This window comes from Pseudomonas sp. NPDC090201, from assembly GCF_044746825.1.
Lineage (GTDB): Bacteria > Pseudomonadota > Gammaproteobacteria > Pseudomonadales > Pseudomonadaceae > Aquipseudomonas > Aquipseudomonas putida_AD.
The window spans coordinates 48,103-70,929 of record NZ_JBIVCX010000010.1; the positions used below are offsets into that span (position 1 = coordinate 48,103).

A 22,827-nucleotide genomic window follows, 5' to 3' on the forward strand; every position below is an offset into this window, starting at 1 on the left:
TATCTCATGTAGGAGCGCGCTTGGTCTGGGCCGCATTCGGACGACTGCGATGTGTCAGGACCAGACATGTCGGCTGACCCACCGCGGTCGCGGGCAAGCGCGCTCCTACAGGGGGCGCGTGGCTGTAAAAATCAATTCCCGAACTGGCGGCTCAGCCCGGCCGGTACGCCGCTCGAATCGGTTTCCTGCCACGGCCCGGCTGGCGAGGTGGCCCAGGCCCAGCCGTTGTTCCAGCGGTAGTAGGTGCGCTGGCGGTAGAAGGTGTTGGGGACGTTATCCAGCACGTGCACGCCCAGTTTTGCGTCCCAGTGGCTGTGGCCACCGGGCGGCGGGGCGAAGTTGGCGCTGGTTTTCGGGCCCGACGGGATCGGCATCGTGGGCGGGGTCTGCGGCGTGGTGCGCGGCGTTCCCGGCTGCGGGGTGGGCGATGGCCCGGGAATCGTGGGAATCGGTTCCGAACTCTGCGGACCTGGGCGCTGGACCGCACAGGCGGCGCTCAGCGCCACCACCACACTCAACAAGGCAAATCGTGCGACGCGATACATAAAGGCATCTCTTTTGTGTCAGGGCCGCACGACCAGAATCATTGATCGGGGCTGTCGATGGTCAGGGCCTGGCGGGCCGTCACGTTGCTGGGCAGCGGTTGACTGCGGCCGATCCACTCACCGGAGGTCGGCTGGCCAGCACGGGATACCCGGGCCACCAATTGGACTTCCGGAAAGTTCGACAGTTTCAGCTGCGGCATCATCGCATCGGCATCTGTCAGCTCGACTTCCACCGGCAGATCCGCCACGGTCACCCGCTTGACCGCCAAAGGTGCCGGCGGACCGGACACAGCGCGGGCAAAGACAAACACCGTGTCGCCCGGTTGCACCTGGGCCTTGAGCTCGTCGGCGAGGGTCACCCTCACCTTCAGATGCGCGCCGGCAGCCGCCACCAGCGGTGCGTCTTTCAGCGTGCCGCCGCTCTGCACCAGGCGATCGCTGGCCTTGGCAATGCCACCTTCGAGGGCAGTGCGCGAAGGATCGTCAGGCGGCAGTACGGCCAACAGGCGACGCCAGTAATCCACTGCCTCCTGGAAATGCTGGCTCTCGAACGCATTGATCCCTTTCAACCCCAGGCTGGTAGGCTCTCTGGGATCGGCCTTCAGCGCCTCATCGGCCAGGCCCTGGATCTGCGGGGTCCAGGCCTTGTTGCCAGCGAAGTACAACGACTGCGCCCACTGCCCCAGCAGCTCTGGCTGACGCCCCGCCAGCGCAACGGCGGCTTCGAACATCTTCGCCGCATCGGCCGGGCGATCCTGGGCCATATAGGTGCGGGCCAGGAAATAGATGCTTTCGGCAGAATCGGGCTGGGCCTTGACCGCCCGCTCCAGGCGATCGGTCATCTGCGCCAACGAAGCTGGCGGCTTGGCGAATTCGCGAGTCAGTTCGACCTTGTCGCTGGCACCGTAGTGCAGATAGAGCCCCAGACCCAGCACCGGAACCAGCACGGCCGCCAGCAACGGCAGCGGCTTGCCCAAACGAGCGACCCGGTCTGGCGAGACGCCTTCGGTGTCGGCCAGCAACTCGCGGGCGGCCTCGGCACGGCCGCTGTCCATCTGTTCAGCCGAGAGCACGCCTTCTGCCTGCTGCGCTTGCAGTTCGGCCAGGCGCTCCTGGTACAGGGCGACGTTCAGGGCGGTGCGATCCTCCTCGCTTTGCGCACGACGACCGCGCAACACCGGGATCAGCAGGAAACTCAGGGCCACCAGCAACAGCAGGCCGGCCGCTAGCCAGAAATCGATCATTCGTTTTTGTTATCCAGCAGGTGGGCGAGGCGCTGACGCTCCTCGTCGGAAAGCACATCAGTCTGTGGCGTATGCTGCTTGCGCCGGCGGGCGACTATCACCCCGATCAGCACCACGCCACCCAGCAGCAGGCCGCCTGGGCCGAACCAGAGCAGCCAGGTGTGGGCGTTCAGTTCCGGTTTGTAGCGCACGAACTCGCCGTAGCGGTCGACCATGAAGTCGATGATCTGCTGGTTGCTCTGGCCTTCGCCGAGCATGCGGTAGATCTCCTTGCGCAGATCAGCGGCAATCGGCGCGTTGGAGTCGGCGATGTCCTGGTTCTGGCATTTGGGGCAGCGCAGCTCGCGGGTCAGCTCGGTGTAACGGGCACGCTCGGCGTCGTCCTTGAAGGTGTACGCGTCGATGGCGGCGTGGGCGGCGCCGGCGAAGGCCAGCATCAGCAGCGCAGCGGCTTGCAACAGGCGCCTCATTGCTTGCCCTCGTCAACCAACCCCTGATACAGCCCAGCGAGTTTTTCACGCCAGACCGTCTCGTCGATCACCCCCACGTGTTTGTAGCGAATGATGCCCTTGCCGTCGATCAGGAAGGTCTCCGGCGCGCCATACACGCCAAGGTTCAAGCCCAGGCTGCCGGCCTCGTCGTTGATGTTGAGCTGGTAGGGGTCATGAAAATCCTTGAGCCACTTGAGGGCGTCGGCGTTGACGTCCTTGTAGTTGACGCCGTAGATCACCACACCCCGCTGCGCCAGTTGGGTCAGCACCGGGTGCTCGACGCGGCAGGCGATGCACCAGGTGCCCCAGACGTTGACCAGCGCCGGTTTGCCCACGAGATTGGCGCGGGTCAGCGGTTTGCCGTCCTGCACCGAAGGCAGGGAAAACTCGGGGAACGGCTTGTCGATCAGCGCCGACGGCAGTTCCGAAGGATCCAGGTACAGGCCGCGGTAAAGAAACGCCGCCATACCCAGGAACAGCACCAGAGGAATCAACAACACCCAACGCTTCATACCGCAGCTCCCGACAGCCCCAACGCATCCCGCACTTTTGCCCTGACCTTGACCCGATAACGCTTGTCCAGCGCAGCCAGCAGGCCGCCCAGTGCGGTGATGAGCCCACCGAACCAGATCCAGCGCACGAACGGCTTGACGTGCACCCGCACCGCCCAGGCGCCGTTATCCAGCGGCTCGCCCAGGGCAACGTAGAGGTCACGGGTGAAGCCGGCGTCAATGCCGGCTTCGGTCATCATCGAGCGCTGCACGGTGTACAGACGTTTTTCAGGATGCAGCACGGTCACTTCCTTGCCGCCTTCGAGCACGCGAATCGTGCCTTTGTCGGAGGTGAAGTTGGGGCCTTGAACGTGTTTGGCCCCTTCGAAGACGAACATGTAGCCGCCCAACTCGACCGACTCCCCTGGCGCCAGGCGCAGGTCGCGCTCGGCGCTGTTCTGGCTCGACAACACCACGCCCAGCGCCACCACTGCGATGCCCAGGTGCGCCACCTGCATGCCCCAATAGCTGCGCGTCAGGGCGCGCATGCCCTTGAGCAGGCCCTTGTGGCGGGTCTTGTCCAGCACGTCGCGTACACCGGCCAGCAACACCCAGGCCGCCAGCAGGCAGGTGGCGAGCACCGCCCAGTGGAAATCCGCCATGGCGAAACCGGCGATCACCGCCAGCACCGCGCTGCCGACCAGCACCGGCGCCAGCATGCTCATCAGCCACTTGACCGGGGTGTCTTTCCAGCGCACCAGCACACCTACGGCCATCACGGCCATGAGCACGCCCATCAAGGGCACGAACATCGCGTTGAAATATGGTGGGCCGACCGACATCTTCGCCCCGCTCAAGGCATCGAGCACCAATGGGTACAGGGTGCCGAGCAGAATCATCGAGGCCGCCACCACCAGCACCAGGTTGTTACCCAGCAGCAGGGTTTCCCGCGACCACAGGCCGAAACCGACATGGCTTTTGACCACCGGCGCGCGGATCGCGAACAGCGTCAACGAACCGCCCACCACCAGCAACAGGAACGCCAGGATGAACACGCCGCGAGCAGGGTCCGAGGCGAAGGCGTGAACCGACGTCAGCACGCCGGAGCGCACCAGGAAGGTCCCCAGCAGGCTCAGGGAGAACGCCGCGATGGCGAGCAGCACAGTCCAGCTCTTGAACACGCCGCGTTTCTCGGTGACGGCCAGCGAGTGGATCAGCGCCGTGCCCACCAGCCAAGGCATGAAGGATGCGTTTTCCACCGGGTCCCAGAACCACCAGCCGCCCCAGCCCAGCTCGTAATAGGCCCACCACGAGCCCAGGGTGATGCCGATGCCCAGAAAGCCCCAGGCGACGATGGTCCATGGCCGAGACCAGCGGGCCCAGGCAGCGTCCAGTCGCCCGCCGAGCAAGGCAGCGATGGCAAAGGCGAAGGCCACGGAGAAACCGACGTAGCCCATGTACAGCATCGGTGGGTGAATGATCAGCCCCGGATCCTGCAGCAGCGGGTTCAGATCGCGGCCGTCCTGGGGCACCTGCGGCAGGATGCGGCTGAACGGGTTGGACGTCAGGATCAGGAACAGCAGAAAGCCCACGCTGATCATGCCCATGACCGCGAGCACCCGCGCCAGCATCACTTGCGGCAACTGGCGTGAGAACACCGACACGGCGAAGGTCCAGCCGCCGAGGATCAACGCCCAGAGCAGCAGCGAGCCCTCGTGGGCGCCCCACACGGCGCTGAATTTGTAGTACCAGGGCAAGGCGCTGTTGGAGTTTTCGGCGATATAGGCCACCGAAAAGTCGTCGACCATGAATGAGTACGTCAGGCAGCCAAAGGCGAACAGCAGGAAGGCGAACTGCCCCCAGGCGGCTGGCTGGGCCAGGCCCATCCAGGCGCGATCCCCACGCCAGGCGCCAAACAGCGGAACGATGGCCTGCACGATGGCAAAGCACAGGGCCAGAATCATGGCCAGGTGGCCGAGTTCGGGAATCATGGCTTACCCCTGTTTGGCCGGCGCATAGGACGCGCCCGCCGGTTGGTTCGGTGCGGTTTGACCGCTGTCTTTCAACGCTTTGGTCACTTCCGGCGGCATGTACTTTTCATCGTGCTTGGCCAGCACCTCATCGGCGACCACCACGCCATCGGCGTTGAGCTTGCCCAGCGCGACGATGCCCTGCCCTTCGCGGAACAGGTCCGGGAGGATGCCGCGATAGGCGATGGTCACCGACTTGTTGAAATCGGTGACCACGAAGGTCACGTCCAGCGAATCGGACGAACGCTGCAGCGAGCCCTTCTCGACCATGCCGCCGGCACGGATACGCGTGTCGTGGGGCGCTTCACCACTGGCGATCTGGGTCGGGGTGTAGAACAGGTTGATGTTTTCCTGCAGGGCGCTGAGGGCCAGGGTGACAGCGACGCCGACCCCGGCAAGGATCGCGACGATAATCAACAGGCGCTTCTTTCGCAGCGGATTCACGAATGCTTCTCCCGGCGCAGACGACGCGCCTCTTGTTGCAGGTAACGCCGACGCGCCAGCAAAGGTGACGCGACGTTGATGGCCAGCACCGTCAGGCAGATGCCGTAGGCGGTCCAGACGAACAGCCCGTGCTTGCCCATGGCGAGAAAGTCGCCGAATGTCTCGAAACTCATGGCTGTGTCTCCTTGCCGGCAGCACGGCCCAGGCTTTTCATCACTTCATCCTTGACCCAGCCGGCCCGTGCCTCGCGCTTGAGCACTTCAAGGCGCATGCGCATCAGCAACACCGCGCCGAAGAAACAATAGAAGCCCAGCGCCGTGAACAGCAGCGGCAGCCACATTTCAGCGGGCATGGCCGGTTTTTCGGTGAGGCTGAAGGTCGCGCCCTGATGCAGGGTGTTCCACCACTGCACCGAGTATTTGATGATCGGGATATTCACCACGCCGACGATGGCCAGCACCGCACAGGCCTTGGCCGCGCTATCACGATTACTGATCGCGTTACCCAGCGCAATGAGACCGAAGTACAGGAACAGCAGAATCAGCATGGACGTCAGGCGTGCATCCCAGACCCACCATGAACCCCAGGTCGGCTTGCCCCAGATCGCCCCGGTAACCAGCGCCACGGCGGTCATCCAGGCGCCGATGGGCGCGGCGCACTGCAGCGCGACGTCGGCCATTTTCATCTTCCACACCAGCCCCACCACGCCGCAGATCGCCAGCATCACGTAGCAGGACTGCGCCAGCATGGCAGAAGGCACGTGGATGTAGATGATGCGAAAGCTGTTGCCCTGCTGGTAATCCGGTGGGGCGAAGGCCAGGCCCCAGACCACGCCAATGCCGATCAGCAAGGCAGCAGCGATACTCAGCCAGGGCAGCAGGCGGCCGCTGATGCCGTAAAACCATTTCGGCGAACCCAGTTTGTGGAACCAGGCCCAACTGATGCCGCTCTTCGCCTTGGCGCTAGTGTTCATCATGTTGCCTTCATCAAGGTACTTGTCATCACGGTGTTTCAAGCCTGCTTGCAGAACCCAGGCACTTCTTTTAGCTGAAGTGTCCTGCTGCCGATCGTATGAAGTCCAGCGAAGGATCTCAAAAAACTGTCTGATCGGTCAGAAATTCATTATTCGCCAACACTGATCTTCAAGCCAGCGGCAATTGCAAAGGGCGTCAGAGTTATCGCCAGAGCGGTCAGGCTGCCAAGCCAAAGCAGATAGCCGGTCGCAGGCATACCCTCAAGTGCAGCCTGCAGGGCGCCGCTGCCCAGAATCAGCACCGGGATGTACAGCGGCAGGATCAACAACGCCAGCAACAGGCCGCCGCGCTTGAGCCCCACCGTCAGCGCCGCGCCCACTGCGCCCAGCAGGCTCAACACCGGCGTTCCCAGCAGCAATGACAGCAGCAGAACCGGCAGGCAGGCGCTCGGCAACCCCAGCATCAGGGCCAATAGAGGCGCGAGCAAAACCAGTGCCAGCCCGGAAAAGGCCCAGTGTGCCGCCACCTTGGCCAGCACCAGTAATGCCAGGGGGTGTGACGAGAGCACCCATTGCTCAAGGGAGCCATCTTCGAAGTCGCTGCGGAACAGGCCGTCCAGCGACAGCAGCACTGACAACAACGCCGCCACCCACACCAAACCTGGGGACAACGTCTGCAGCAATCGGGCCTCTGGCCCCACTGCCAGCGGAAACAGGGCGATGACGATGGCGAAGAATACCAACGGGTTCAGCAGCTCGGCGGGACGACGAAACAGCAGCCGCGCTTCGCGGGCGATCAACAGGGTAAACACATGACTCATACGGCCCACTGCCCCAGGTCCAGGTCGCGATAACCGGCCGGCGTGCGGCTCAGCGTGTGGTGGGTGGTCAGCACCACGGTGCCGCCGTTCTCGCAATGGCTGGCCAGGTGCTCTTCGAGTTGCGCCACGCCTTGCTTGTCCAGCGCGGTGAACGGCTCGTCGAGCATCCACAACGCAGGTCCCGGCAGATACAGGCGGGCCAGCGCCACCCGACGCTTCTGCCCGGCCGACAGAGTGTGACAGGGCACATCTTCGAAGCCGCGCAGGCCGACGGCTTCAAGGGCCTGCCAGAGCTCACTGGATTGAACGCTGTGGTGCAGCGCGCACAGCCAGGTGAGGTTCTCCACGGGGGTGAGCAAATCCTTGATGCCCGCCGCGTGGCCGATCCACAGCAGGTTATGGGCCAGTGCGCTGCGTTGGTCGGCCAGGGGCTTGCCGTCCAGCAACACCTCCCCTGCCGTGGGCTGCATCAGGCCGCTGAGCAGGCGCAGCAGGCTGGTCTTGCCACTGCCGTTGGGGCCGCTGATCTGTACCATATCCCCGGGCGCCAGCTTCACGTCCAGGTGCTCGAACAAAAGGCGCCAGTCGCGTTCGCAGGCAAGCCCTACAGCTTCAAGAACAGGGATCTGCATGTGGACCTTCTTTTCGGATGGCAGGTGTCAAGTCGGCGACGGCACGGCCGTTATACTGATGCAATCTTAGCGTCTGGGTGGCTATGCCGGTGCGCGATTATACATACCAGGGTCCCATGTCCCTAAGACAGGCTTTCCAGAGCGCCATTTGACCGAGTCGGGATCTGATGACAGGCGATATACCCAATCTTTCTCCAGTCGCGGCGGCCACTGCCCTCTTGCGCGCAGGCGTGCCACCGGGCGAAGTGCTCAAGCTGATGGAGCCGCGCGCCGGCCTGCTCAACGCGGGGCAGGTCGCCAATGCCGAAGTGGTGAGCCTCAAACAGCTGGGCAACGACTTTCAGTTGCTGCTCAAGCTCACCATGGACAACGGCCGGCAGACCACCCTGCCCGTCTCCAGCACCCTGCCCCTGACGCCCGGCACCACAGTGAACGTGGCCCAGGGTTCAGCCGACACCCTGACCATCAGCGTTCAGGACTTGCAGAAGGCCATTACCAACAGCCTGACCAGCATCGACACCCGCCAGCTTCCCGCCGGGACCCTGCTGCAGGGCAAGGTACTGACCACCCAGGTGGCGGCGCAGAATGTGGCGCAACTGGCCGGCACACCTGCCAGCAGCGCGACCACCCAGCCAGCGGTGTATCGCTCGATTGTGATGCTGCTGAATACAGCGCTGGCGGGCAGCAGCCTGACCATCGACAGTCCGCAGCCGCTGCGGGTGGGCAGCCTGCTCAGCGCCCAGGTGCAGAACAGCCAGGCGCTGAACTTCGTCGCCATGCCCAATCGGCTTGATGAGCTGGCTCTGGCGCAGCAGCTTTCGACCCAGCAAAGCCGCCAGGGCTCGCTGCAAAGCCTCCTGACCGCCCTGCAGAACCTGCCGCCACCCAGCGCAGACACCCCGGACACCTTGCCGGCGAACCTGCGCGCCAGCGTCGAACAACTGCTCGCCGACCTGCCCGATCTTGCGCAGATGAGCACCGCCAAGGGTGTGGCCCAGGCGCTCAACGCCAGCGGGCTGTTCATGGAATCGCGCCTGCTGGCCGGGCAGAACCCGACGTTGGTGCCGGACATGAAAGCCAATCTGCTGCGGGTCATTGCGCAGATTCTTCCGGGCCTGCCGGATAACACCAGTTACAACGCCGCAGCCGCGGCCAATACCCTGGCGCGAGCGATGCCCAGCGTGATCCGCAACGCCCTCGGCACCCTGGGCCTGGTAGCCGCGCCCGGGCCGCAGAGCAGCTTTCCGTTGCCCGCCCGCACCTTGGGCAGTGCCGAAGGCAAGGATGACCTTGAGACGCTGTTGAAGCTTGCGGCGGGGGCCATTTCCCGCCTGCAAAGCCATCAACTCGGCGGCCTGGAGCAGACCCGCACCAACGCCGACGGTACCCAGGTCACCACCTGGCAGCTTGAGATCCCGATGCGCAACGCCCATGACATCGTGCCGTTGCAGGTCAAGGTTCAGCGCGAAGACACGCCTGAACGCGAGCAGGCGCCGGACAGTGCCACTCAGGAGGTCAAGGAGAAGGAAAAGCTCTGGCGCGTGGAGCTGGCGTTCGATCTGGAGCCACTGGGGCCGTTGCAGGTTCAGGCGCAGCTCATCGCTGGCAGTCTTTCGAGCCAGATGTGGGCCCAACGCGAAGGCGCAGCCGAACTGATCTCGGGCGAGCTGGACAACCTGCGCGCCCGCCTGGTGGCCTGCGGCCTGAACGTGAAGGAACTGGCGTGCAACCGCGGCGTGCCCAGCCAAGGCCCGCGTACCGTGCTGGAACAACGCTGGATCGACGAGAACGCCTGATGAGACAGCCCGAACACACTCCACGCCAGGCCATCGCATTGAGCTACGACGGCCAGCAAGCCCCCACCCTCACAGCCAAGGGCGACGATGCCCTGGCCGAGGCGATCCTGGCGATTGCCCGGGAATACAAAGTCCCGATCTACGAAAACGCCGAACTGGTGAAAATGCTCGCGCGTATGGAACTGGGCGACAGCATTCCCCAGGAACTGTACCTGACCATTGCCGAAATCATCGCGTTTGCCTGGCATTTGAAGGGCAAGTTTCCGGTGGGGTTCGATCCGGATCCTGAGCCGGTGGAGCGGGATATCACCCCGCGCTAACGCGCCCACAGGTTTGGCGTGCGACGTGATTGCAAGAACGATCTTGTGGACGCTGACGCCGGCAAGCCGGACTGCTACGGGACATACACAACGCTGTAGGAGCGCGCTTGCCCGCGATGCGGTCTGTCTGTGCCATGGATGGCGGCTGACACCACGCGGTCGCGGGCAAGCGCGCTCCTACGGTGGGGGATTTTTGGTGCATCAATGCGGACGGAGGCGATCTTGACGCCGCCCCCGCCGGCAAGCCGGACTGCTACCGGCAACAGGAACTCAGTTATTGCCGTGCAGCTTGGTCATCAACTGCGCTTCGGCCTGGGTCAGGCCGCAGGACTGGGTGAGTTCGTCGACGCTGGCGCCCATGCCGACCAGGCGGGCGGCCTGGGCGAAGGACAGAGTGGAAGGGTCGCGCTGTTCGAGCGCGGTGATCTTGTCCGGCAGAGGCGCGACGATGGACCGCAGTTCATGCAGCTCTTCGCCCATTTTTACCGTACCGCCCTGGTAGTTCTCCAGACGCCGGGCAAGATCGCGGATGCGCTGGTCACGCAGCGAGTCGGCTTCGACCTGCTGCATGGCCAGTGTGCGTTGGCGTTTGGTGTGGGCCATGAACATCGCGACGCTCGCGACCCACAACACCGCCAGAAAAATGACCGCAACCTCGAAGATCAATCAGATGCTCTCCAGCTCGGACCACTCTTCCTCGGACATCATCTTGTCCAACTCCACGAGGATCAGCAGCTCACCGTTCTTGTTGCACACGCCCTGGATGAACTTGGCGGATTCGTCATTGCCCACGTTCGGCGCCGTCTCGACTTCCGACTGACGCAGGTAGACCACTTCGGCCACGCTGTCGACCAGGATCCCGACCACTTGCTTGTCAGCCTCGATGATCACGATACGCGTGTTGTCGCTGACTTCAACCGGTGGCAGACCAAAGCGCTGACGCGTGTCGATCACGGTCACCACGTTGCCGCGCAGGTTGATGATGCCCAGCACGTAGCTTGGCGCACCCGGCACCGGCGCAATCTCGGTGTAGCGCAGCACTTCCTGAACCTGCATCACGTTGATGCCATACGTTTCGTTGTCCAGGCGGAAGGTGACCCATTGCAGGATCGGATCTTCGGAACCCTGTGCTGACGACTTCTTCATACCCCTAACCCCTTGCGTGTTGTGCTCTGCGAACGACGCGTCAGCGCCGCCCGGTGTTTATCTGAGAGTGTTTATTTAAGTGCTTGCATCTGCTTGACCGCGCCGCTGGCAATCAGCTCGGCCAATTCGGAAACGTCCAGCAGCGCACACATGTGCTCGATCACCGTCCCGGCAAGCCAGGGACGCTGGCCGCGATGGGTGCGCCATTTGATTTCACTGGGGTCCAGGCGCAACGAGCGGCTGACCTGATGCACCGCCAGCCCCCACTCATAGCCCTGAACCGAGATCACGTATTGCAGGCCCTGGCGAAAATCGTCGCGGTAGCGGTCCGGCATGATCCAGCGCGCGGTGTCCAGCACCTTCAGGTTACCGGCCTGGCTGGGCAGGATGCCGAGGAACCAGTCCGGCTGACCGAACAGCGGCGTCAGTTCATGGCCGGCCAGTGGATAGATCGAGCCCAGGCACACCAGCGGCACCGCCAGAGTCAGCCCGGCGACGTCGAACAGCAGGCATTCGAAAGGCTCCTCGGCCCACTGCGGACGCTCGTCCGAGGTCGGCGGCACCGGCGGGCGCTGGGCCGGCAGGTGCACATCGGCCACCGGCTCGACCAGGCCTTTGACAGGCTCAGCCTGGTTGGGGGCTTCGATGGGCGTTTCGATCACCGGAGCCTTGAGCACCGGCGCGTCAATGACCGGAGCCTTGAGCACCGGCGTCGCGATGACAGGGGGTACCAGCACCTGCGGCAGGATCACCGGGGCTTCGAGCACCCGCGCCGCCACAGGCTCGGCGACCGGCCGGGCAGGCTTGGCCTCGGGCACGAACGCCAGGGAAACCGGCTCGGGCCGGCTGACCGGTACAGGCACTGCTGCCGCAACGGCTTCGGCGACGGCCGAGCGCATGCGTGCGTCGTGGGCCTGCTCTTCGAGCACGGCCGCCTGGAAATCATCGATGCTGTCGTCCGCTTCCAGTTCCTCGGTGGCGTCCTGAAGCAACGCGTCGAGGTAATTCTGCAGCGCCAGTTGTGGCCGTGAAGCGGTGTCCAGAGGGCGGTTCATACAAGGGCCCGAATATAAGTGATGCGATTGCCGCCTGCCCCGAATATCGGCTGCGGGACCTTTGGACTTGAGCGCAGAGCGCCCTGTGCTGCAAATAAACGATCAATGGACATGTCAGGCCACCTGCCCCTGCCCGGCCAACTGCTCGGTGAGCATGTGCTTGAGCAGCGCGCGATAGGCCAGCACGCCGCGGCTCTTGCCGTCGAACTGCGACGGCGTGACACCGGCCCGGCTGGCATCGCGCAAGCGAGTGTCCACCGGGATATACGCCTTCCAGACATGCTCCGGAAAACTGTCACGCAACAGCTTGAGCGTGCCCATCGAGGCCTGGGTGCGGCGGTCGAACAGCGTGGGCACGATGGTGTACGGCAGCGGCACCTTGCGCGAGCGGTTGATCATCGCCAGCGTGTTGACCATGCGCTCCAGGCCCTTGACCGCCAGAAACTCGGTCTGCACCGGAATGGCCAGTTGCTGGCTCGCCGCCAGGGCATTGACCATCAACACGCCCAGCAACGGCGGGCTGTCGATGATCGCGTAATCGAAGTCCTGCCACAGTTGCGCCAGGCTCTTGGCGATCACCAGGCCCAGGCCGCTCTGCCCCGGGGTCTGACGCTCAAGGGTGGCCAGGGCGGTGCTCGAAGGCAGCAGGGAAATGCGCTGATCGCTGGTGGGCAGCAGCAACTGGCCCGGCAGGCCGTCAGGCACCGCGCCCTTGTGCAGGAACAGGTCGAAGCAGCTGTGCTCCAGCGCGTCGGGGTTGTGACCGAAATAACTGGTCATCGAGCCATGAGGGTCCAGATCGACCACGACCACGCGCTTGCCCGCCTCCGCCAGCAAGCCGGCTAAAGCGATTGAGGTGGTGGTCTTTCCGACCCCGCCTTTCTGATTGGCTACCGCCCAGACTCTCATGTGTTCGCGTTCCCGCCGATCAAAGCGCTGCGCCCGCAATCACGGGGCAGATGACGAAGATTTGACGCCTTGCGGCGGTTTAGCCGGGACTGGTGCAGTTTGTGTGCCAGCACGCCGCAATGCTGCATCGGGTTTTGCATTGGCGGCGGTACCTGAGCCGGTCAGGCTGCGACGCACGTCCAGGTTGCGGGAAATCACCAGCACCACGCGACGGTTGCGCGCGCGGCCATCGGCGGTGGCATTGGAGGTCAGCGGCTGGAATTCGCCATAGCCGACCGAGGCCATGCGCGCCGGGTTGATCCCGTCCATGGCCAGCATGCGCACGATGCTCGATGCCCGCGCCGACGACAGCTCCCAGTTGCTGGGGTACTGCGCCGAGCTGATGGGCTGGTCATCGGTGAAGCCTTCGACGTGAATCGGGTTGTCGAACGGCTTGACGATTTTGGCCACCTTGTCGATCAGGTCGAACGCCAGGTTGCTGGGCATGGCGTCGCCGCTGCCGAACAGCAGGCTGGAGTTGAGTTCGATCTCGATCCACAACTCGTTGCCACGCACCGTCATCTGTTTCGAGGCGATCAGGTCGCCGAACGCCGCGTTGACGTCATCGGCGATGGATTTGAGCGGATCCTGGGCGGCCTGCCCCAGGGCTGCGTCGGTCTGGTCGCTGTCTTTGACCAGAGGGTCTGCCGGGCGCACGGTCTGCGGCTTCTGCTCGCCGATGGGGATCGGCCGCACGCTGCGCTCGGCTTCGTTGAACACGCCGACCAGCGCCTCGGAAAGCACCTTGTACTTGCCTTCGTTGAGCGAGGAGATGGAGTACATGACCACGAAAAAGGCGAACAGCAAGGTGATGAAGTCCGCGTAGGACACCAGCCAGCGTTCGTGATTTTCGTGCTCTTCGTGGTGGCGACGTCGACGGGCCATCAGTCCATCACTCCATGAAGCCTTGCAGCTTCAGTTCGATCGAGCGCGGGTTTTCGCCCTCGGCAATGGACAGCAGGCCTTCGAGCAGCATCTCGCGATAGCGCGACTGACGCAGCGCCACGGCCTTGAGCTTGTTGGCCACCGGCAGCAGGATCAGGTTGGCCGACGCCACGCCATAGATGGTCGCGACGAATGCCACGGCGATGCCGCTGCCCAACTGGTTCGGGTCGGCCAGGTTGCCCATGACATGGATCAGGCCCATGACCGCACCGATGATGCCGATGGTCGGCGCGTAGCCGCCCATGCTTTCGAAGACTTTGGCGGCCTGGATGTCGCGGCTTTCCTGGGTCAGGAAATCCACTTCCAGAATGCTGCGAATGGTTTCCGGCTCGACGCCATCGACCAGCAACTGCAGGCCCTTGCGCGAGTAGGCGTCAGGCTCAGTGTCGGCGACGGTTTCCAGACCCAGCAGCCCTTCCTTGCGGGCGGTCAGGCTCCAGTTGACGACGCGGTCGATACCGCCTTGCAGGTCGATGCGCGGCGGAAACAGAATCCACACGAAGATCTGGATCGCCCGCTTGAACGCGCTCATCGGCGTCTGCAACAGGCAGGCCGCGAGCGTACCGCCGAGCACGATCAGCGCCGCCGGCCCGTTGAGCAAGGCGCCCAGGTGGCCGCCTTCCAGGAAGTTGCCGCCGATGATGGCGATGAACGCCAGAATGATCCCTATGAGAGTCAGAACATCCATCAGATACACGCCTCGACCAGATGTCGCCCGATATCGTCCAGGCTGTAAACGGCATCCGCCAGATCGGCTTTGACGATGGCCATCGGCATGCCGTAGATCACGCAGCTGGCTTCGTCCTGAGCCCAGATATGACTGCCGCCCTGCTTGAGCAGACGCGCGCCTTCGCGACCGTCCGCGCCCATGCCGGTCAGGACCACGGCCAGCACTTTGTCGGCGTAGGCCTTGGCAGCGGAACCGAAGGTGATGTCCACGCAGGGCTTGTAGTTGAGGCGCTCATCGCCGGGCAGGATTTTCACCGCACCACGGCCATCGACCATCATCTGCTTGCCGCCGGGGGCCAGCAGCGCCAGGCCCGGACGCAGGATGTCGCCATCCTCGGCTTCCTTGACGCTGATGCGGCACAGCTTGTCCAGGCGCTCGGCAAAGGCCTTGGTGAAGGCAGCCGGCATGTGCTGGATCAGCACGATGGGCGCCGGGAAATTGGCAGGCAGTTGGGTCAGCACCCGTTGCAGCGCCACCGGGCCACCTGTGGATGTACCGATGGCCACCAGCTTGTATGCCTTGCGCTTGGGCGCAGGCGAGGCAGGTCCATGGTGTGCCGCGCCGTGGGCCGCAGGCGCCGGACGTGCAGGGGCTGGCGCCGGGCGCGTGGTGGCGCTCGGGGTTGCGCTGCTGCGCAGCGAGCTGGCAGGCGATGCAGAGGCCGGGCTCGATACCGGCGCAGGCGCTGCAGGGCTGCTGTACCCGCCAAAGCGCCGGTTGCTGCGCGAAATGCTGTGCACTTTCTCGCACAGCATCTGCTTGACCTTCTCGGGGTTGCGCGAGATGTCTTCGAAATTCTTCGGCAGGAAGTCCACCGCACCGGCGTCCAGCGCATCCAGGGTCACCCGGGCGCCTTCATGGGTCAGCGAGGAGAACATCAGGACCGGTGTCGGGCAGCGCTGCATGATGTGCCGGACTGCGGTAATGCCATCCATCATCGGCATTTCGTAGTCCATGGTAATCACGTCAGGCTTGAGGGCCAGCGCCTGCTCGATCGCTTCCTTGCCATTGGTGGCGGTGCCGACCACTTGAATCGTTGTGTCAGAGGAAAGAATTTCCGAGACGCGCCGGCGAAAAAAACCGGAGTCGTCTACCACCAGAACCTTGACTGCCATAAACACTCCATAGGACGGAACAGGCCGCTGTCGCAGCCCGCCTCATCAACATGACTCACCGGCATTTGAATTCGGTGATGTCCCGTAGCAGTCCGGCTTGCCGGCGACGACGCCCGCAAGATCGCTGTCGCCGGCAAGCCGGACTGCTACGGACAGCGTCACGCCGTGACGGCGGACGCGCTCGCTTGAATCAGATACGCCGTGCGGCGTAACGCTTGAGCATGCTCGGTACATCGAGGATCAGCGCGATGCGGCCGTCACCGGTGATGGTGGCGCCGGACATGCCTGGGGTACCTTGCAGCATCTTGCCCAGCGGCTTGATGACCACTTCTTCCTGGCCCACCAGTTGATCCACCACGAAACCGATGCGCTGCGTGCCCACCGAGAGGATCACCACGTGGCCCTCGCGCTGCTCTTCGTGAGCGGCCGAGCTGACCAGCCAGCGCTTGAGGTAGAACAGCGGCAGGGCCTTGTCCCGTACGATCACCACTTCCTGACCATCGACGACATTGGTGGTCGACAGGTCCAGGTGGAAGATCTCGTTGACGTTGACCAGCGGGAAGGCGAAGGCCTGGTTGCCCAGCATCACCATCAGGGTCGGCATGATCGCCAGGGTCAGCGGGACCTTGATGACGATCTTCGAGCCCTGGCCCTTGGTCGAGTAGATGTTGATCGAGCCGTTGAGCTGGGAAATCTTGGTTTTCACCACGTCCATGCCCACGCCACGGCCGGACACGTCGGAAATCTCGGTCTTGGTCGAGAAGCCCGGGGCGAAGATCAGGTTGTAGCAATCGGTGTCGGACAGGCGATCGGCCGCGTCCTTGTCCATCACGCCACGCTTGACCGCGATGGCGCGCAGCACCGCCGGGTCCATGCCCTTGCCGTCATCGGAGATCGACAGCAGGATGTGGTCGCCTTCCTGTTCCGCCGACAGCACTACGCGACCGCCACGGGCCTTGCCCGACGCTTCGCGCTCTTCCGGCGATTCGATGCCGTGGTCCACCGCGTTGCGCACCAAGTGCACCAGCGGGTCGGCCAGGGCCTCGACCAGGTTCTTGTCCAGGTCGGTTTCTTCACCCACCAGTTCAAGGTTGATTTCTTTCTTGAGCTGGCGCGCCAGGTCACGAACCAGACGCGGGAAGCGGCCGAAGACCTTCTTGATCGGCTGCATGCGCGTCTTCATGACGGCGGTCTGCAGGTCGGCGGTCACCACGTCCAGGTTGGACACGGCCTTGGACATGGCTTCGTCGCCGCTGTTCAGGCCCAGGCGCACCAGGCGGTTACGCACCAGTACCAGTTCGCCGACCATGTTCATGATTTCGTCCAGCCGCGCGGTGTCGACGCGCACGGTGGTTTCCGCTTCGGTCGGCGCCTTGTCGGCGGCGGTCGGCGCAGGTGCACGGGCCGGCGCCGGTGCAGGCGCAGCTTTTGCTGGCGCCGGCGCAGGTGCCACTTCAGCCTTCGGTGCCTCGGCTTTCGGTGCTGGCGGCTTGGCAGGTTCAGCCTTGGCAGGCTCGGCTTTCTTCACCGGTGCGGCAGCAGTGGCGGTCGCGCCGGCTACGGCCGGTTCGAACTTGCCCTTGCCATGCAGTTGATCGAGCAGCGCTTCGAATTCGTGGTCGGTGATTTCGTCGGATGCAGGCTCGCTGGCAGCAGCGGCCACAGGCGCGGCGGCAACCGGTGCGCTGGCGTCGGGGGAGAAGCTGCCCTTGCCATGCAACTGGTCCAGCAGGGCTTCGAATTCGTCGTCGGTGATTTCATCGCTGGCAGGTGTCGCTGCCGCTGCAGATGGCGCGTTGGCGGCAGGCGCCACGGCATCGGCGGCGAACTGACCCTTGCCATGCAGTTGATCGAGCAGCGATTCGAACTCGGCGTCGGTGATTTCATCGCTGGCCGGCTGATCAGCCTGCACGGGGGCAGCAGCCACCGGTGCCGGCGCCGAGACGGCAGCACCCGCCGCCTGGGCCTTGACCGCGTTGAGCGAGTCGAGCAGTTGTTCGAATTCAAGATCGGTGATGTCTTCGGACGCAGCCTCTGGCACTTCCTCGACCACAGGTGCAGGCGCAGCGGCGATTTCATCGGCCGACGCAGGCTCGGCCAGGCGCGACAGCGCGGCGAGCAGCCCTGGGGTGGCGGGGGTAATGTCAGAGCGTTCGCGCACCTGGCCGAACATGCTGTTCACGGTGTCCAGCGCTTCGAGCACGACGTCCATGAGTTCGGCATCGACCCGACGCTCACCTTTGCGCAGGATGTCGAACACGTTTTCAGCGATGTGGCAGCATTCAACCAGCTCGTTGAGCTGGAGGAAGCCGGCGCCCCCTTTTACAGTGTGAAAACCGCGAAAAATTGCATTGAGCAGATCCGCATCATCCGGTCGGCTTTCCAGCTCGACCAACTGCTCGGACAACTGCTCGAGAATCTCGCCGGCCTCTACCAGAAAATCCTGAAGGATTTCTTCATCGGCGCCGAAGCTCATTGGGGGTGCTCCTAAAATTAACCGTCAAACCGATCCAGAGGCTGCGTTGATGGCCTGCGCGCATTGCCTTCGTCGAAGCATTCGCGCGCAGACCTTGCGCCACTTTCACATAGAACCCGGGAACTGGAAGTTAGAAACCCAGGCTGGATAGCAGATCGTCTACATCATCCTGACCGGATACGACGTCTTCACGTTTATCGGCATGAATCTGCGGACCTTCACCCTTGGAATGAAGTTTTTCCTGTTCTTTTTGCTTACGGAACACTTCCTGATCGTGCTCGATCCCGGCAAAGCGATCCACCTGGCTTGCCATCAGCACCAGCTTGAGCAGATTGCTCTCGACCTCGGTCACAAGCGTGGTGACACGCTTGATCACCTGGCCGGTCAGGTCCTGATAGTCCTGGGCCAGCAGAATGTCGTTCAGGTGGCTGGCGACCTGGTGGGTCTCCTTCTCGCTGCGCGACAGAAAACCATCGACGCGGCGGGCCAGATCACGAAACTCTTCGGCGCCGATCTCGCGACGCATGAAGCGCCCCCAATCGGCACTCAGTGCCTTGGCGTCCTCGCTCAGGCCGTTCATCAACGGCGTGCTCTGCTCCACCAGGTCCATGGTGCGGTTGGCCGCACCTTCCGTGAGCCTGACCACATAGGACAGGCGCTCGGTGGCGTCAGTGATCTGGGACACTTCCTCGGCTTGCGGCATGTGCGGGTCGATCTGGAAGTTGACGATCGCGCTGTGCAACTCGCGCGTCAGCTTGCCCACTTCCTGATACAGCCCGCGATCGCGAGTCTGGTTAAGCTCATGGATAAGTTGCACGGCGTCGCCGAACTTGCCTTTTTCAAGGCTGGTGACGAGCTCTTGTGCGTGTTTCTTCAGGGTCGACTCGAAGTCACCCATTGTCGAATCTTTAGGATCCATAGCGCCCTCGCAGCGGACATCAGCTATTGACGCGCTCGAATATCTTTTCGATCTTCTCTTTGAGCACTTGGGCTGTGAATGGCTTCACGACGTAACCGTTAACACCGGCCTGGGCAGCCTCGATGATCTGCTCGCGCTTGGCTTCGGCAGTGACCATCAGCACCGGCATGTGGCGCAGGCGTTCATCGGCACGCACCTGGCGCAGCAGGTCGATGCCCGACATGCCCGGCATGTTCCAGTCCGTGACCAGGAAATCGAAACCGCCAGCCTGCAACATCGGCAATGCGGTGGTACCGTCATCTGCTTCGGCCGTGTTGGTGAACCCAAGGTCACGCAACAGGTTTTTTATGATCCGCCGCATCGTTGAGAAGTCATCAACGATGAGGATTTTCATGTTCTTGTCCAATTCGACCTCCAAGCAGTCTTTAACGCGCCCAGCACCTGGACGCGCGTTCAATCAATACCGGCGAGCGGCTTCTACGAATAACAGTGACGGGTCTGACGAATCGGCAGGTCACGCGCGCAGCAGAGCGGATCTTCAAAGACCCGATCCGACCGGCTCCTGCCTTGTCTCATGATGCCCACACAACATCTTGCACAGCCGGTTTTACATACCATCCGCAGCCCCGAAAGCCTGCGTTCAATCAATCAACGTGCGCGCCACTCACCCAGCCGGCCCCGCAGACGTGCGGCGCACTGGCTGTGCAGCTGGCTGACACGGGATTCGCTGACACCCAGGACCTCACCGATTTCCTTGAGGTTCAGCTCTTCGTCGTAGTACAGCGCCAGCACCAGGCGTTCACGCTCGGGCAGGTTGGCGATGGCATCGGCCAGCGCGCTCTGGAAGCGCTCGTCTTCGAGATCGCGCGAGGGTTCCAGCGACTGGCTCGCGCCGTCCTCGTGCAGCCCTTCATGCTCGCCGTCCTGCAAAAGGTCGTCGAAGCTGAACAGGCGGCTGCCCAAGGTATCGTTCAGAATCCCGTAGTAATCGTCCAGGCTCAATTGAAGTTCGGCAGCAACCTCGTGATCTTTAGCGTCACGGCCGGTTTTTGCTTCAATGGCACGAATCGCGTCGCTGACCATGCGCGTGTTGCGGTGAACCGAGCGTGGCGCCCAGTCACCCTTGCGCACTTCGTCGAGCATCGCGCCGCGAATGCGGATGCCGGCGTAGGTCTCGAAGCTCGCACCCTTGGTGGAGTCGTATTTGGTCGACACTTCGAGCAGGCCGATCATCCCCGCCTGGATCAAGTCCTCGACCTGCACGCTGGCCGGCAGACGCGCCAGCAAGTGGTAGGCGATACGCTTGACCAACGGGGCATAGCGCTCGATGAGCTCGTACTGGGAATCTCTGGATGATTTGCTGTACATGCGATAGCCACTTGCAGTCATGACACTGGCCCTGCACTGGTCTGATGAACCAGGCGCTCAACGAAAAATTCCAGGTGGCCACGCGGGTTCGCCGGCAGCGGCCAGGTATCGACTTTCTGCGCGATGGCCTTGAACGCCAGCGCACATTTGGAACGGGGAAACGCTTCGTACACCGCGCGCTGCTTCTGCACCGCCTTGCGCACGCACTCGTCGTACGGCACGGCGCCCACATATTGCAGCGCGACGTCCAGGAAGCGGTCGGTGACCTTGGTCAGCTTGGCGAACAGGTTGCGCCCTTCCTGCGGGCTCTGGGCCATGTTGGCCAGCACGCGGAAGCGGTTCATGCCGTAGTCGCGGTTGAGCAGCTTGATCAGCGCGTAGGCGTCAGTGATCGAAGTCGGCTCGTCGCAGACCACCAGCAACACTTCCTGCGCCGCGCGCACGAAGCTGACGACCGATTCGCCAATCCCGGCGGCGGTGTCGATCACCAGCACGTCCAGGTTGTCGCCGATGTCGCTGAATGCCTGAATCAGGCCGGCATGCTGGGCCGGGGTCAACTGGACCATGCTCTGAGTGCCGGACGCCGCCGGCACGATGCGCACACCGCCAGGCCCCTGCAACAGGACATCGCGCAGTTCGCAGCGGCCTTCGATGACGTCGGCCAGGGTGCGTTTAGGGGTCAAGCCCAACAATACGTCGACGTTGGCCAGACCCAGATCGGCGTCCAGCAACATCACGCGACGCCCTAGCTCGGCCAGTGCCAGCGAAAGGTTCACTGACACGTTGGTCTTGCCTACGCCACCTTTGCCACCAGTCACCGCAATAACCTGAACGGGATGCATGCTGCCCATGTTAATTTTTTACCTTGTCTTGCTTAGACCTAAGCCACATTTCGGGCTGCACGTTCAGTGACTGAACAATGCCTGGCAGACCATCGATGCAGGTATTTTCCAATGTCATTTTCCTTAACCTAGCCCGCGCGTTTGCCGGGGCTGTGATAAAGATCCGCAAACATATCCGCCATCGCTTCCTCGCTAGGCTCCTCCTGCATCTGAACACTCACCGCCCGGCTTACAAGCTGATGGCGACGTGGCAGATGCAGATCATCCGGTATCCGTGGGCCATCGGTGAGATAGGCCACGGGCAACTCGTGTGTCACGGCAAGGCTGAGCACTTCGCCCAGGCTTGCGGTTTCGTCCAGCTTGGTCAGGATGCACCCGGCCAGGCCGCAACGTTTGTAACTGTGGTACGCGGCGGTCAACACCTGCTTCTGGCTGGTTGTGGCCAGGACCAGGTAGTTGCGCGCCTTGATGCCGCGGCCCGCTAGGCTTTCCAGTTGCAGACGCAGTGCAGGATCGCTGGCTTGCAGGCCTGCGGTGTCGATCAACACCACGCGCTTGCGCAGCAGCGGCTCCAGCGCCTGAGCCAGGGACTGGCCCGGATCGACGTGGGTCACCGGCACATTGAGAATCCGGCCCAGCGTCTTGAGTTGCTCCTGGGCACCGATACGGAAGCTGTCCATGCTCACCAGCGCGATATTTTGCGCGCCGTATTTCAACACATATCGCGCCGCAAGTTTTGCCAGTGTGGTGGTCTTGCCCATTCCGGCAGGTCCGACCATGGCAATTACCCCGCCCTCTTCGAGCGGCTCGACGTCGGGCGTGACGATCATGCGCGCCAGGTGCGCCAGCAACATGCGCCAGGCATGGGGCTGGTCGTCGACGTCCGGGACCATGTTCAGCAGGTCGCGGGACAGCGGGCCGGACAGGCCGACACGTTGCAGGCGACGCCACAGGTTGGCCTGTTGCGGGCGGCTGCCTTGCAGTTGATTCCAGGCCAGCGAACCGAGCTGGACTTCCAGCAGTTCACGCAGGCCGTTCAATTCCGAACGCATCGACTCGTAGGCGCGCTGGCTGATGCCAGGCTCGGCCGCCGCACGCTCGGCACGCTCTGCACGATCAGCCGCGATCGCGGCATGGATCGATGGGCGGAACGGCTCGTCCAGGGTCGGCTCGATCTGCTTGTTGCTGTCGTCCATGGCGATGCCTGCGAACAGCTGGCGATTGGCGACGGTGTCCAGTTCGCTGCGGCTGGTCAGCTCCGCCTGTGCGGTCACAATGCGCGACTGAGTCTTGCGCAGCTCGTCCTCGAGCTCGACGTTGGGCACACGCGGGGCCAGCGCAGACAGTTTGTAGTCCAGCGCGGCTGTCAGCTCGACGCCACCGGCAATCCGCCGGTTGCCGATGATGGCGGCTTCAGCGCCCAGCTCATCACGAACCAGTTTCATGGCTTGACGCATATCGGCGGCGAAAAAACGCTTAACTTGCATGACTCACTA

At 63.3% G+C, this 22,827-nt stretch carries 25 protein-coding genes; 2 read left to right on the top strand and 23 right to left on the bottom strand.

Features of this window, described 5'->3' with window-relative positions; translation table 11 throughout:
• Window positions 1-131 precede the first annotated feature (131 nt).
• The 10 genes from ACIPOO_RS21555 to ccmA form a co-directional block, all read right to left on the bottom strand.
• Window positions 132-545, bottom strand: a complete 414-nt coding sequence (locus tag ACIPOO_RS21555) for a hypothetical protein (RefSeq protein ID WP_400609696.1) — start codon at window positions 543-545, stop codon at window positions 132-134.
• 38 nt (window positions 546-583) lie between these two features.
• Window positions 584-1,789 carry a c-type cytochrome biogenesis protein CcmI gene (gene ccmI / locus ACIPOO_RS21560; protein WP_400609698.1) on the bottom strand — a complete coding sequence of 402 codons (1,206 nt, stop codon included), beginning with the start codon at window positions 1,787-1,789 and terminating at the stop codon, window positions 584-586.
• Window positions 1,786-2,259, bottom strand: coding sequence for a cytochrome c-type biogenesis protein (locus tag ACIPOO_RS21565; RefSeq protein WP_274132410.1), 474 nt, complete (start codon window positions 2,257-2,259; stop codon window positions 1,786-1,788). The genes ccmI and ACIPOO_RS21565 overlap by 4 nt, the downstream gene beginning before the upstream one ends.
• Complete coding sequence (locus ACIPOO_RS21570; RefSeq protein WP_400609701.1) at window positions 2,256-2,792, bottom strand: DsbE family thiol:disulfide interchange protein; 537 nt, start codon at window positions 2,790-2,792, stop codon at window positions 2,256-2,258. Before ACIPOO_RS21570 ends, ACIPOO_RS21565 begins: the two co-directional genes overlap by 4 nt.
• Window positions 2,789-4,762, bottom strand: coding sequence for a heme lyase CcmF/NrfE family subunit (locus tag ACIPOO_RS21575; protein ID WP_274132408.1), 1,974 nt, complete (start codon window positions 4,760-4,762; stop codon window positions 2,789-2,791). The genes ACIPOO_RS21570 and ACIPOO_RS21575 overlap by 4 nt, the downstream gene beginning before the upstream one ends.
• Window positions 4,763-4,765: 3 nt before the next feature.
• The gene (gene ccmE, locus ACIPOO_RS21580; RefSeq protein ID WP_400609703.1) at window positions 4,766-5,245 is read right to left on the bottom strand and encodes a cytochrome c maturation protein CcmE; all 480 of its coding nucleotides are present in this window, start codon (window positions 5,243-5,245) and stop codon (window positions 4,766-4,768) included.
• A complete protein-coding gene (gene ccmD, locus ACIPOO_RS21585) occupies window positions 5,242-5,418 on the bottom strand; it encodes a heme exporter protein CcmD (RefSeq protein WP_400609705.1) in 177 nt (58 codons plus the stop codon). The genes ccmE and ccmD overlap by 4 nt, the downstream gene beginning before the upstream one ends.
• A complete protein-coding gene (locus ACIPOO_RS21590; RefSeq protein ID WP_400609814.1) occupies window positions 5,415-6,218 on the bottom strand; it encodes a heme ABC transporter permease in 804 nt (267 codons plus the stop codon). Before ACIPOO_RS21590 ends, ccmD begins: the two co-directional genes overlap by 4 nt.
• Window positions 6,219-6,367: 149 nt before the next feature.
• Window positions 6,368-7,039, bottom strand: coding sequence for a heme exporter protein CcmB (ccmB, locus tag ACIPOO_RS21595; protein WP_400609707.1), 672 nt, complete (start codon window positions 7,037-7,039; stop codon window positions 6,368-6,370).
• The gene (gene ccmA / locus ACIPOO_RS21600; protein WP_400609709.1) at window positions 7,036-7,671 is read right to left on the bottom strand and encodes a cytochrome c biogenesis heme-transporting ATPase CcmA; all 636 of its coding nucleotides are present in this window, start codon (window positions 7,669-7,671) and stop codon (window positions 7,036-7,038) included. Before ccmA ends, ccmB begins: the two co-directional genes overlap by 4 nt.
• Before the next feature lie 167 nt (window positions 7,672-7,838).
• Here ccmA and ACIPOO_RS21605 point away from each other — a divergent pair, with 167 nt between their 5' ends.
• Window positions 7,839-9,467, top strand: a complete 1,629-nt coding sequence (locus ACIPOO_RS21605; protein WP_400609711.1) for a flagellar hook-length control protein FliK — start codon at window positions 7,839-7,841, stop codon at window positions 9,465-9,467.
• A complete protein-coding gene (locus ACIPOO_RS21610) occupies window positions 9,467-9,787 on the top strand; it encodes an EscU/YscU/HrcU family type III secretion system export apparatus switch protein (RefSeq protein ID WP_400609713.1) in 321 nt (106 codons plus the stop codon). Before ACIPOO_RS21605 ends, ACIPOO_RS21610 begins: the two co-directional genes overlap by 1 nt.
• 270 nt (window positions 9,788-10,057) lie before the next feature.
• Here ACIPOO_RS21610 and ACIPOO_RS21615 read toward each other — a convergent pair whose 3' ends face one another.
• The 13 genes from ACIPOO_RS21615 to flhF all read right to left on the bottom strand — a co-directional run bounded on the left by ACIPOO_RS21615 (window position 10,058) and on the right by flhF (window position 22,818).
• The gene (locus ACIPOO_RS21615) at window positions 10,058-10,453 is read right to left on the bottom strand and encodes a DUF2802 domain-containing protein (protein ID WP_274132401.1); all 396 of its coding nucleotides are present in this window, start codon (window positions 10,451-10,453) and stop codon (window positions 10,058-10,060) included.
• Window positions 10,454-10,933, bottom strand: coding sequence for a chemotaxis protein CheW (locus ACIPOO_RS21620; protein WP_274132400.1), 480 nt, complete (start codon window positions 10,931-10,933; stop codon window positions 10,454-10,456).
• 71 nt (window positions 10,934-11,004) lie between these two features.
• On the bottom strand, window positions 11,005-11,988 hold the full coding sequence (locus ACIPOO_RS21625) for a chemotaxis protein CheW (RefSeq protein WP_400609715.1): 984 nt from the start codon (window positions 11,986-11,988) through the stop codon (window positions 11,005-11,007).
• Window positions 11,989-12,102: 114 nt separating this feature from the next.
• Window positions 12,103-12,897: a ParA family protein gene (locus tag ACIPOO_RS21630; RefSeq protein WP_274132398.1), complete on the bottom strand. Its 795-nt coding sequence runs from the start codon at window positions 12,895-12,897 to the stop codon at window positions 12,103-12,105.
• 39 nt (window positions 12,898-12,936) lie between these two features.
• Entirely contained in the window at window positions 12,937-13,821 is an 885-nt protein-coding gene (gene motD, locus ACIPOO_RS21635; protein WP_400609717.1) for a flagellar motor protein MotD, read from the bottom strand.
• Window positions 13,822-13,828: 7 nt separating this feature from the next.
• A complete protein-coding gene (locus ACIPOO_RS21640) occupies window positions 13,829-14,569 on the bottom strand; it encodes a flagellar motor protein (RefSeq protein ID WP_400609719.1) in 741 nt (246 codons plus the stop codon).
• On the bottom strand, window positions 14,569-15,726 hold the full coding sequence (locus ACIPOO_RS21645; RefSeq protein WP_400609721.1) for a chemotaxis response regulator protein-glutamate methylesterase: 1,158 nt from the start codon (window positions 15,724-15,726) through the stop codon (window positions 14,569-14,571). Before ACIPOO_RS21645 ends, ACIPOO_RS21640 begins: the two co-directional genes overlap by 1 nt.
• Window positions 15,727-15,916: 190 nt before the next feature.
• Window positions 15,917-18,202 carry a chemotaxis protein CheA gene (locus ACIPOO_RS21650; RefSeq protein WP_400609723.1) on the bottom strand — a complete coding sequence of 762 codons (2,286 nt, stop codon included), beginning with the start codon at window positions 18,200-18,202 and terminating at the stop codon, window positions 15,917-15,919.
• Between the two features lie 130 nt (window positions 18,203-18,332).
• A complete protein-coding gene (locus ACIPOO_RS21655) occupies window positions 18,333-19,121 on the bottom strand; it encodes a protein phosphatase CheZ (protein ID WP_274132393.1) in 789 nt (262 codons plus the stop codon).
• A 19-nt stretch (window positions 19,122-19,140) separates the two neighbouring features.
• On the bottom strand, window positions 19,141-19,515 hold the full coding sequence (locus ACIPOO_RS21660; RefSeq protein WP_274132392.1) for a chemotaxis response regulator CheY: 375 nt from the start codon (window positions 19,513-19,515) through the stop codon (window positions 19,141-19,143).
• Between the two features lie 254 nt (window positions 19,516-19,769).
• Window positions 19,770-20,510, bottom strand: coding sequence for an RNA polymerase sigma factor FliA (gene fliA, locus ACIPOO_RS21665; RefSeq protein ID WP_268800319.1), 741 nt, complete (start codon window positions 20,508-20,510; stop codon window positions 19,770-19,772).
• Window positions 20,507-21,340: a flagellar synthesis regulator FleN gene (gene fleN, locus ACIPOO_RS21670; RefSeq protein WP_274132391.1), complete on the bottom strand. Its 834-nt coding sequence runs from the start codon at window positions 21,338-21,340 to the stop codon at window positions 20,507-20,509. Before fleN ends, fliA begins: the two co-directional genes overlap by 4 nt.
• A gap of 119 nt (window positions 21,341-21,459) precedes the next feature.
• Window positions 21,460-22,818: a flagellar biosynthesis protein FlhF gene (gene flhF, locus ACIPOO_RS21675; protein WP_274132390.1), complete on the bottom strand. Its 1,359-nt coding sequence runs from the start codon at window positions 22,816-22,818 to the stop codon at window positions 21,460-21,462.
• Between the last annotated feature and the right edge of the window lie 9 nt (window positions 22,819-22,827).